Genomic DNA, 11,146 nt, shown 5'->3' with positions numbered 1-11,146 from the left:
CAAGGCGGAAATTAATTTATCATATGACCTTAACTCAATTCAGTTTTATAAAAATCTATCATAGATAGGCTTAGGGAAGACTTTTAGTGGGTAAAGCTGTAAGAATCCCGAACAAGTTGAGACTGACATTCCCTTTCCCACCTCAGAAAACCCACTAAAAGGGTTCCCAGAAACGATATAGTTTTTTATTTAGAGCGATTTAAAATCGAATTCAGGTCCACACATTTTTCAATACCAACCATAGCATAGAGAGCAAAAAAAGTTATCCAAAAAAAGGCTGAGTTCTGAAAGCACTCCTTAACTAGGAATGGCTTCAAAACTCAGCCTTTAAATATATACCTGAAGCAATGCTCTTACCTTAGTAATTCATTGCCAATAGCTCTTTAAATTACTGACTTCCACCAGCTACACTTTTTCCTTTCGTATTAATACGATAGAAGGTGATTTGGTTTTGAAGTCATCTTTTTAAGCGGTGGAGCAAAATGAGTAAGTTTGATTCCCTTAACCGCAATCTTATACTCTTCAAGAGTAGGTGTTCTACCTAGGATGGCTGAAAGGATAACTACCGGCGTTGAGCCTAGCAATGATTCGCCTTTTTTACGGTCAGAATCCTTCACTACTCTTCCTTGGAATAAACGCGTGGATGTGGCCATCACCGTATCTCCTTTTTCAGCTTTCTCTTGGTTACCCATACAAAGGTTACATCCGGGACGCTCTAGGTACAGAATATTGTCATACTCTGTTCTTGCACTACTTTTAGGTGCAGCATCGTCAAATTCAAAACCGGAATATTTTTGAAGAATTTCCCAGTCGCCTTCTTCTTTCAACTCATCAATGATATTGTAAGTTGGGGCAGTCACTACCAATGGTGCTTTGAATTCAACTTTCCCATAGTGATCTTCCATGTTTTTCAACATTTTGGCCACTATTTTGATATCTCCTTTATGCACCATACAAGAACCTACAAAGCCAAGGTCAATATGTTTTTCTCCTTGGTAATAGGAAAGTTCACGGATGGTGTCATGCGTATAACGTTTAGAAACGTCCTCATTGTGAACATCCGGATCAGCGATCATTGGCTCATCAATGATGTCCAAATCAACTACAAATTCCGCATGGTATTTTGCATTCTCATCAGGAGTTAATGGAGGTTTTTTGCCTGTTCTTATCTCCTCAATTCTGTTATTGGCCTTATCAATCAAACCTTGAAGTACCTGATTGTGATTGTCCATGCCCTTGTCGATCATTATTTGGATACGACCTTTGGCAATTTCCAAAGACTCTATCAACGTTTCATCCTCTGAGATACAGATTGAAGCTTTCGCTTTCATTTCTGCAGTCCAATCTGTGAATGTAAAAGCTTGGTCAGAAGGAAGGGTACCAATATGCACCTCAATCACTCTTCCTTGGAAGACATTCTCGCCTTTAAAAGCTTTTAGCATTTGAGATTGTGTAGCATGTACTACATCTCTGAAATCCATATGGTCTTTCATTTTACCTTTAAAGGTAACTTTCACTGACTCCGGGATTGGCATTGAAGCCTCGCCTGTGGCCAGGGCTAGCGCAACCGTACCTGAATCTGCTCCAAAAGCAACGCCTTTAGACATTCTGGTGTGGGAATCCCCTCCAATGATAATGGCCCAATCATCAACGGTAAGATCATTTAAAACCTTATGAATCACATCTGTTAAGGGTGCGTATTTATGTTCAGGATCACGGGCAGTTATCAAACCAAAATCATTCATGAATTTCATCAATTTTGGTATGTTTTGTTGAGATTTTAAATCCCAAACAGAGGCGGTATGACAGCCCGACTGATAACCGGCATCAACAATAGGAGAAATGACTGTAGCAGCCATCATTTCCAATTCTTGAGAAGTCATCAAACCTGTGGTATCTTGAGAACCTACGATATTAACTTCAGCACGAACATAAGAACCTGCGTGAAGCACGGCTCCGGTGGTACCTACAGCATTTGCATTAAAAATTTTCTCTACAGCTGTCAGGCCTTGTCCTTTATGCGATATTTCTTTTGAAGGCGCATAAACTAAGGGCAATTCTATGTCGAGGATTTTCGCTGCGATGGTTTGAAGCTTTTTACCAAATACAATGGCATATGAGCCTCCGGCTTTCATAAACTCCATCTTCTGTGGGGTGAAAGCAGATGATATATCCATCAGTTCTTTCTCTCCATCATAGAGTTTTTTGGTTTTTGTATTGATGGTCAATACAGTACCTGTTTCTACAGAATATATTTGTTCTAAAACGGGTTCTCCGTTTTCATCAACAATTAGATTCCCTTCAGCATCGTATTTCTTTTTCCAGTTTTTTAAGTCTAAACCAATACCGCCGGTTACACCCACGGTGGTAAGGAAAATTGGTGAAATCCCATTTGTTCCTGCCACTACAGGCGCTATGTTGATAAAAGGTATATATGGGCTGGCCTTTTTCCCTATCCATAGTGCAACGTTGTTCACTCCGGACATCCTTGAAGAACCAACGCCCATGGTGCCTTTTTCAGCCACCAACATCACCCTTTTGTCAGGATGCTTGGCCTGAAGTTCTAGCAGCTCTTTTTGTTGTTCTTTATTGTGTTCGAACATGCATTGGCCATGCAGTTGTCGATCAGATCTTGAATGAGCATCTCCACCCGGAGACAATAAATCTGTCGAGATATCTCCCACACCCGCAATAAAAGTGACGAGTTTAATTTCTTCTGGAAGTTCAGGCAATTTAGTAAAGAACTCTGCTTTTGCGTAGCTTTCTAAAATGTCCTTCGCAACAGGGTTTCCCTCTTTGAAGGCTTTTTCTAAACGATCTGTATCTGCTTCATATAGAAAAACCTGTGTCTTCAAGACTTTTGCAGCTTCTTCTGCTATGGAAACATCTTCACCAAGCGCCAAATCTAGTAAAACTTTTACTGAAGGGCCACCTTTCATGTGTGACAATTGCTCCAAAGCAAAGGCAGGTGAAATTTCTTCTAATACAGATTCACCAAGAATAATTTCCTTTAAAAACTCAGCTTTAACAATGGCTGCAGAAGTAGTACCCGGCAAAACATTGTAAATAAAGAAATTCAAAGAATCTTTCCTGTGTTCATGATGAAGGTCTTTGATTTGTGCGATGATTTCAGTCAATAAATCTGCACTATCAATCGGTTTCGGATCAAGATTATCCTTTTTCCTATCTTCTATCTCTTCTAGGTACTTACTATATTCACTCATAAATTTTTTTATCTCTATTCACAAAGTTAAAAATTGAACGCTTTTTATCATAGCATTGCCCCTGTTATTTTTTATATGCTTAACATGCTTATACTGTGTTAAATTCGTATTGGCAACATTTTTTTGAAGAAATATTCCTTAGTTAAATCATTAGAGAAATATTTAATGTAGGCACTTGCCACTAAGCGATTGTTCAGAACATGGGTAAGAAGAGCTTCTTTTCTTTCTAAAAATCATGGAATACCCCCTATTTTCACCTTCCATTTATAGCCTAACCTAAGGAACTTTACCCATTTACTTACTTTCCTCTGATCAAACAGACAATTTATTTCTCCTTATTTGTCCCCCCTTGCTGTTTTTTCCACAGCTCAAATGCTTCTCTATTTTCTTCTTTCGTAAGAGGATATAAACCCACAATCGTGTGTCCTGCCAATACCCGCTCAGTAACAAAATCTTCATAGAGGGTCATGTTTATTGCCTCCTCGGCTATTTCATCAGCCATGTGAGCCGGAATAACCATCACTCCATCATCATCTCCAACAACCACATCTCCCGGGAAAACCGCCACATCCCCACACCCGATTGGCACGTTAATATCCATTGCTTGGTGTAAGGTTAAATTGGTTGGTGCACTTGCCCTATGATGATAGGAAGGCATGTCCAACTTGGCAATTTCTGCTGAATCCCGAAACCCTCCGTCTGTAACAATACCGGCTGCTCCCCGAACCATTAGACGGGAAGCCAATATTGAACCGGCAGAAGCCGCCCTACTGTTTTTACGGCTATCAATTACAAGTACTGCTCCTTTAGGACAAGTTTCTATCGCTACTCGTTGCGGATGCTTGGGGTCCTGGAATACAGTGATTGGGTTGAGATCTTCCCTGGCAGGAATATACCGTAAAGTAATAGCTTCTCCAACCATGGTGGGTTTCCCATTTGCCAAAGGCTCCACCCCTTGAATGAATTGATTTTTCAATCCTCGCTTGAACAAGGCTGTGGCAAGTGTGGCAGTGCTTACCATTTCTAATTTTTCGCGTGTAGTGGCTAACATTATTTTAGTTTTATAAGGTTTAAAAATAGGCTGGATTTTGGGCCGGTATCGCCTATTCCTGCGATGCTTCTACATTGAAGTCTATGATGGTAAAAAGGCTTAGGTAGATAAAAATACACCTCATTCCTTACTCACCATGATTCTATAAAAGTACTGCAGAAAGCTAAACCTCAATAATGACTTTAAAAGTAATGATAAGTAAGTAAACTACCTGCATTCATGCAAGGTTAAAGGAATTTTGTTGGCATTTGCTATACAATCATTGTGAGCCCTCGGGCTGTCATGGCATAACATTCATTATGGGTTTGTTATTTCATCGGCTTGCAGGTTAAGCCCTAAGAAATTATATAAAAACTAAGATTGTAATCAGAATATTTCTGTAAATTGCTTTAATAAATCTGATCGGTTAAACCGATTATTATAGCTTATGAATAAAAAACCATATCCACAATTCACCTGAGATGACAATCAGGTTCGGATTGACAGAGACTCAAGGATTGCGTTGCTGTCTGTTTGTATTGTTGTCATGCTTTTTTTTCTTTATCTGTGCTTGCAAGCAAGATTATGAGTTAAAGCATACCGCCAATCCCTTAGCGGAATTTGACCCACAGGAGAGCACCTTCATTTGCTGGACACCCCAATTTCAAGAAATATCACTAAAACTTATCCAGGAGATAGCAGAAGTGGATCATGTCACGCTTTTCTACAACCAACGTAACCAACAGCCGGAAGCGCTACAAAAATTATTCAGGCAAAGAAAGATCAATTTAAAAAATGTCAGCCTATCTCCTTTTAAATTAGAAAAAGACAATATCTGGATCAGGGATTACGGCCCCATCCTTATGCAGAATGAGCAGGGACAGGAGGAAATGGTTAATTTTCATTATCACCATGAAGAAAACCAGGAATACAATTTATTCAATGAGCAATATGCTTCAAAAATGAGAATCCCGTTTATGAGAAGCAGGTTGTCCAGCTCCGGTGGGGGGCGTGAGATCAATGGCAGAGGAACCATAATATTAATTGAGGGACATGAGCAATACATCAACCCTGATCTTAGCAAGGAGGAAATTGAAAAGGAATACAAAGAAAAGCTAAAACAAAAAAATGTCATCTGGTTAAAGAAAGGCATTCCGCAAGACGATCTGTTTGACAATGGTCCGGTGATTGACAATATTTATGGCAATGGAGTTCATTGGCATGTGGATGAATTCTGCCGATTTGCAGATGCCCAAACCATCTTGCTGGCCCAAGTAGATCCGGCAGACCTGGCTTTGGATCCATTCTACCAAGTAGTGCATGAGAGGTTGGAAGAAAGTTATCAGATACTCAAAAATGCAAGAGATCAGGATGGCAACCCTTTTAAGATCATCAGAGTACCACAGGCACCTATTATTTTTGATCAGGGCAATTACAAGGGCCAGGCAATCTTTTACACCCCGGTGACCAGCTATTTAAACTTTGTCTTGACCAATAACTTGGTGGTGATACCCGCCTATTACAATCCGGGTGACCCTGATTTTATACGCCAAAAAGATGAACAGGCCAGAAAAGCTTTTCAGGAAGTTTTTCATAGCAGAAAAGTGGTGATGATAAATGCCACTGAACTCAATTATAGTGGAGGTGGACTACACTGTATCACCATGCATAAACCTAAAATAGAAAAACCATCCAACCTCAGGGTCAAATGGAATAACACCCTTAAAAGGTGGAAGGGTTAAAACGGGAACTGAACATTTTCTGATCCATCTTACTAATTGGATCTAATTTTTTGAGGCAAAACATGCGCAATTCCTTGAGCTTTCTAATGAGATACGCTAGGTAAAATATTGGTAAACCTATAATAAGGTATCGAGATCAAAGGAATAAACATTACCTAAATCATCTGAGAAAAATATTAGTTTGGGCTCATCCGGTAAAAAACAAGCTTTACTTGATGTGACATCTCCATTTTTGCCAAAGACATTGGTTTTAAGTTGAATCAACTCTCTAAACTGCCAGCTGTCATTTTTTTTTATTACTTCATTGACAGAAATAAAATAGCGATTATCTTCTCGATTTCTAACGCTATGTATTTCAAAAATCTCCCCCGATGCCACATGGTTAATAACAGGGCGACTAGGGCCTCTTTGTTGGGTTAGGTTCTCATAGGGAATGTTGGTCCAATGGCCCTTTCTATCCCTTACTCGCAATACAAACTGAGGTTGGTTTATTTTGTCTACACTGTTTTTGGTCACCACAAGCATTTCTCCATTTTCAAGAACGGTGGCATTCAAGTGATCGTCTGCATTGTTGTCTCCCTGCTGAACAATTACAGGCTGTGACCAATGAAAAAAGGCATCACCATCACGGTGAATCCGCTCCACTATAGATTGGGTATCTTGGTTAGACCAGATCACAGAAACTTGGTCTTTTCGTCCAACGATTAGTGAGATATCATCCTTATTAATGTCATCCGCAAGTATAATAGGATCGGCCCAATCCTGACCGTTGAGCGAATGCCAAACCATGATGCTTTCATTCATATCAGCACAAATCCAAAATTGATTTTCTGAATCTTGTGTTATGGTTGCCGTTTCTATAGCATTACAGTTTTCAGGTATGGGAAGATTAACATTCCATTGATGTTGATATTCCTTACTTTCGGGGGCATAGATTAGTTTAACTACCGTCAAGGCACATTCATCCACCAAGACCAGATGTGTCTCCTCACCTTTGCTCAATACATCAGCCCTAGGCGGCAAATTCTTCCATGCCTGGTTAACTTTAATTTGACTCGTCCATCCTAAAGGTTCTTTTTTCAATAACTTCGGTCCGTCTTTATCACCTACGATTAGCCATTGCCCATATTTATTGGTCCAGGATTTTGATTGAGGTTTGTCTGCCGTTGCATCGCCATAATCCACCTTAAAAATAGGGTCTAAATAAATCTCCGGGGTTTTTATTGTTTGGGAAAAGGTTGGATAGCTAAATAGCAAAAAATAAACAAGGGGCAGGAAAAAGGCTAAAATACTTTTTGATTTCATAAGTGTTGTAGGTAATCAACAAAATTAATTATTTAGACTTCAGCGCAAGTTAAAAAATAGTTGCTTTACCATTAAATTTAAAAAAACAGGGTTGAATTTAAGGCCAAAATTGATGAATAATTCCTGAGAATCCGGAATTTATTAGCGTATCTAAAGCCTGCTAAATCATATAATTAGCCGCCTAAATCTCCTATCCATAAATAACCGTTATAGAACTTTTCGATTCACTTTTAATATTGAGCTAAGATAAAAATCAATAGGGAATACCATTCTTTATCATAACCCAAGGTACTCAAGTGGATTCTAAGCATGGCCCCTGAGCCTGCTGAAGGGTGGCGAAGGGATTCTGGACATTTCTCAAGGTTCAACCCTGCATTCAGAATAGGAAGTTTCAGCCGTCAGAATGCTTAGTTATTGCCATCCGTATTCCTATTTTTAATTCAATTCCGACTCAATTTGTTTGAGGTGAGCGAATAGAAATGATCTAGTCTCTCTATCATTAACTTTCTTAAGCTTTTTAGTAGTCATAATATAATTATCCTTTATTCTAACAAACTGTTCAGAATTTTCAAATGCTTTCAGCCAGTCAGAAAAGTCAGCAAGTTCATGTTGGTCTGAACTATAATTGAAATATTCAGTAAATTCAGGACTCGTCAAGTTTGAATATTCATATTTTTCAATTGGTTCAATCGGTCTTCCAAAGTATTTGTCAAACAAGTATGAATTGGCGAAAAATACTTGAAATGCTTTTCTCTCAGCTTTTTTTATATTTTTTGTCTTGAAAAGTATAATAAGCCATTCAAATAAAAAGTCAGGCATTCCTATGTCATCACTAAAATTCTTTTCAAACCAATTCAAATAGGTCAAACCTCCTTTGAAATCATTAATCTTGATAAATAGTCCTGGCGGTACATACCTTAAACCACGGCTGTCGTCAAAGCAACCAAATTTTCTTTTCTCAGCAACTAAAGTAGCTCTGATACTTCTTATTTTCTTTTTGATTTTTTCAATTTGTCTTGGTGTCATTTTCCTTATTTAGGCTAAACGGTATAGGGGTAGATTGCCAGGTAGTTTCCTATCAAACCGCCATGCAGCTTGAGCGGGCCAAAAGCCTTGATATTTAAACATTACCTGCCAATGTTGATAAAAATGGTAGACCAATCAATGGGGTCTCCTTGACCTATTATCAGTTAACTAATCAGACAATGTTCCATTCAGAAATATATGTGAAAAAATCAATTCGTTTTTATTATATTTCTCAGGATTAGCGTCAAAGTCCGCTTTTCTACTATCATTGTTTAATGAATTTCTTTTTTCCTCTAATGTTAAAGGTTGACTGGATGGATAAATTTTCACAATATGTTTCTTTGTTTCACTCAATTTCACAAATCTTGACTGCTTTCTATAATAAGAACAATAACCATCCCAGTTAGCTAACTCATTTTTTACTCCGTCGACCTCAATAATATACCTTCCTCCTGTTGGACCAACTAATATATCTAAACCCATTTCATTCCCTATAAAGGAAAATTGGTAAGTAGCGTTCGTGTCTTGAGAAACAAAATAGGGATTTTCTAATGGTTTAAATTTGTCGAGATAGCTTAACTGTCCGGTTGAATCAACATAATCGTAATTTTTTGATTGTCTTACTATACCTTTAATCATCGTTGTGTTTTCATAATTGTCAGCAATCAATACAGGCTTTAATACATGTTCTTTTACACCGCTTAACGTATCTATCTTCAATAAACATTTTGCTAAAATATCCTTATAAACTTCGTGTCCGAAATCTGTTGGATGAACTTTGTCTGCTGTAAAAACGTACTGTCCGGAACTGTTTAAGAAAGTAGCTTTGTCATAATCGCTGTCATACCAAACAACAGAATCTGATTCAATCCTATTAAAGGTTTGAGGCGTCAATAAAACTGACGGTATGTCATAATATGAGGCTATTGAATCGTGTTTAGTCGCAGACATATTCATTTTACCGTTTTCACAGTCAGATAAGGAAGCTTCATTAACTGTATAAACGAAGCAAATATCTGTATATGGATTTTTTGACCATATTTTACGCACCATTCCTTCCATACTTTTTTCTACATCAGAGGAACTTGCACCGCCATCATTAACTGCAAATTCGATGAAAATCAAGTCAAAGTCGGACTTACTCAGTAAATGTTCATCAATTCTAAATACGCCATATTTAGAGTTAGTACCTCCAATGGCGGCACTGTAGCTGAATAAGCCTTTAATGGAGTATTGTTCTTCTGTCCAAGATACTATTTTAGGCCGCCAACCATTTGCCGCAGTGATGCTTCCTCCTATAAATCCAATTTTAATGTCTTGTTTTGTATTTATCTTATCAAAGAAATTAGGTAGACCTTGTCTTGCTGAAAATTCAGTTGTGTCTTTCAATTCCCACTGAGCAAAGCATTGTAAAGAGATTATCAACAAAATACTAGATAGTATAAATTTCCTTTTCATATTCTTGATTATTTAAATTATTTACTTTGCCTAATGTCAGTACTTTTTTTCTCGGTCACCACGTGTTTTAGCTTGGAGACGGTGGGAAATCTGAGCCGTATTCTTCAAGCTTACTCCTAGTTTTTTAAAAGATACTGTTTTTTTAGTTACTCAGTACCACCCGCTGTATCCAATGGTGATGTTAGGCTACGCATTATTCTACTTGCTTTAAAATCCAATCTGCCATTTCCTTTAATGCTATGGGTGAAAATGTTTCCTTAATCTTTGCATACTCAGCAGGGGAACCCGTTTCGCAGTTCTGGAAAAGATGATTAAGATTCGGCAACTCTTTTATAGTCACACTTGAATTGCCCCCCTTTTTAATAGCGTTACTAATTCCAGATAAATTCTCTTTAGGAGTTACCACCAAATCCTTTTCTCCATTTAAGGCCAAAACGGGACAAGTGACCTTTTCTAGTATTGATGCAGGATCGTATTTCAGGAAATTTCTAAACCATTCCGACGACCACTTATCTAATTGGGGTGATACAACCTTTTCTCTTGACATTTCCGATGGCATTAGTTCAGCTGGAGAATTATCGTAGGACTGTTCGATAAGTCTAGCTAAGTCAGTCTTCAATGTACGACCATCTGTAGACATGGATATCATTCGATATGCCTTCTTATGTACTGGTAGTATAAATTCTTTTATGTCAGATTCCGAAATACCATCTGCCCTAGCAATTAATTCTTGCTGCATCAGAAGGACTTTCATTATTTCAATTCCTGGACCAGCAAGCAGAACGATGAAACTTACATCTTTAGAATTAGATGCGACCATTGGTGCAACCATCCCTCCTTCACTATGTCCAATTAGACCGATTTTATCTTTGTTTATCTCTTTCCTCGTTTTTAAAAATTCAATAGCACTGACAACGTCTGATGCAAAATCTATAGTCGTAGTTGTTTTGAAGTTACCAGTGGATTTCCCAACACCCCTATCATCATACCTTAGAACAGCTATTCCATGTTTTGTTAAATGGTCAGAAATGATCAAAAATGGTTTATGTCCCGAAATTTCTTCATCTCTGTTTTGGGCACCGCTTCCGGAAATTAAAATGACAGCCGGATAATTTCCTGCTGCCGTCGGTAATGTCAGTGTTCCGGCTAAGGTGACGAGGGAATCATTGTTTTTAAAAGTAATTTCTTCAGTGTAGTATGGATATGGCTTTGATGGTTCTTGAGGTCTATTGATGGAAGTCTTATAGAAAATAAATACAATTAGTGGAAATACCGGTGATATTGACCCCTCCAACGGTGATATTGACCCCCCTTGGATTTTGGTAACTAAAAAAGGCTAGTATGACAAAATTACATTAATT

At 38.1% G+C, this 11,146-nt stretch carries 7 protein-coding genes; 1 reads left to right on the top strand and 6 read right to left on the bottom strand.

Going from position 1 to position 11,146, the window contains the following annotated elements; all coding sequences use genetic code 11:
- Window positions 1-425: 425 nt before the first annotated feature.
- Entirely contained in the window at window positions 426-3,224 is a 2,799-nt protein-coding gene (locus tag AAC037_RS09760; protein WP_339902816.1) for a bifunctional aconitate hydratase 2/2-methylisocitrate dehydratase, read from the bottom strand.
- Between the two features lie 325 nt (window positions 3,225-3,549).
- The gene (locus AAC037_RS09755; protein ID WP_339902815.1) at window positions 3,550-4,275 is read right to left on the bottom strand and encodes a ribonuclease activity regulator RraA; all 726 of its coding nucleotides are present in this window, start codon (window positions 4,273-4,275) and stop codon (window positions 3,550-3,552) included.
- A gap of 461 nt (window positions 4,276-4,736) precedes the next feature.
- Here AAC037_RS09755 and AAC037_RS09750 point away from each other — a divergent pair, with 461 nt between their 5' ends.
- A complete protein-coding gene (locus tag AAC037_RS09750; protein WP_339902814.1) occupies window positions 4,737-5,996 on the top strand; it encodes an agmatine deiminase family protein in 1,260 nt (419 codons plus the stop codon).
- A 117-nt stretch (window positions 5,997-6,113) separates the two neighbouring features.
- Here AAC037_RS09750 and AAC037_RS09745 read toward each other — a convergent pair whose 3' ends face one another.
- The 4 genes from AAC037_RS09745 to AAC037_RS09730 form a co-directional block, all read right to left on the bottom strand.
- A complete protein-coding gene (locus AAC037_RS09745; RefSeq protein WP_339902813.1) occupies window positions 6,114-7,301 on the bottom strand; it encodes a hypothetical protein in 1,188 nt (395 codons plus the stop codon).
- Window positions 7,302-7,736: 435 nt separating this feature from the next.
- Window positions 7,737-8,327 (bottom strand): hypothetical protein, encoded by a 591-nt coding sequence (locus AAC037_RS09740; RefSeq protein ID WP_339902812.1) that lies wholly within the window; start codon window positions 8,325-8,327, stop codon window positions 7,737-7,739.
- A gap of 168 nt (window positions 8,328-8,495) precedes the next feature.
- Window positions 8,496-9,785 (bottom strand): SGNH/GDSL hydrolase family protein, encoded by a 1,290-nt coding sequence (locus AAC037_RS09735; RefSeq protein WP_339902811.1) that lies wholly within the window; start codon window positions 9,783-9,785, stop codon window positions 8,496-8,498.
- A gap of 193 nt (window positions 9,786-9,978) precedes the next feature.
- The gene (locus AAC037_RS09730; RefSeq protein ID WP_339902810.1) at window positions 9,979-11,079 is read right to left on the bottom strand and encodes an alpha/beta hydrolase; all 1,101 of its coding nucleotides are present in this window, start codon (window positions 11,077-11,079) and stop codon (window positions 9,979-9,981) included.
- Window positions 11,080-11,146 lie beyond the last annotated feature (67 nt).

This window comes from uncultured Cyclobacterium sp. (assembly GCF_963976465.1).
GTDB lineage: Bacteria > Bacteroidota > Bacteroidia > Cytophagales > Cyclobacteriaceae > Cyclobacterium.
This window is presented reverse-complemented; position numbering and strand designations above follow the sequence as displayed.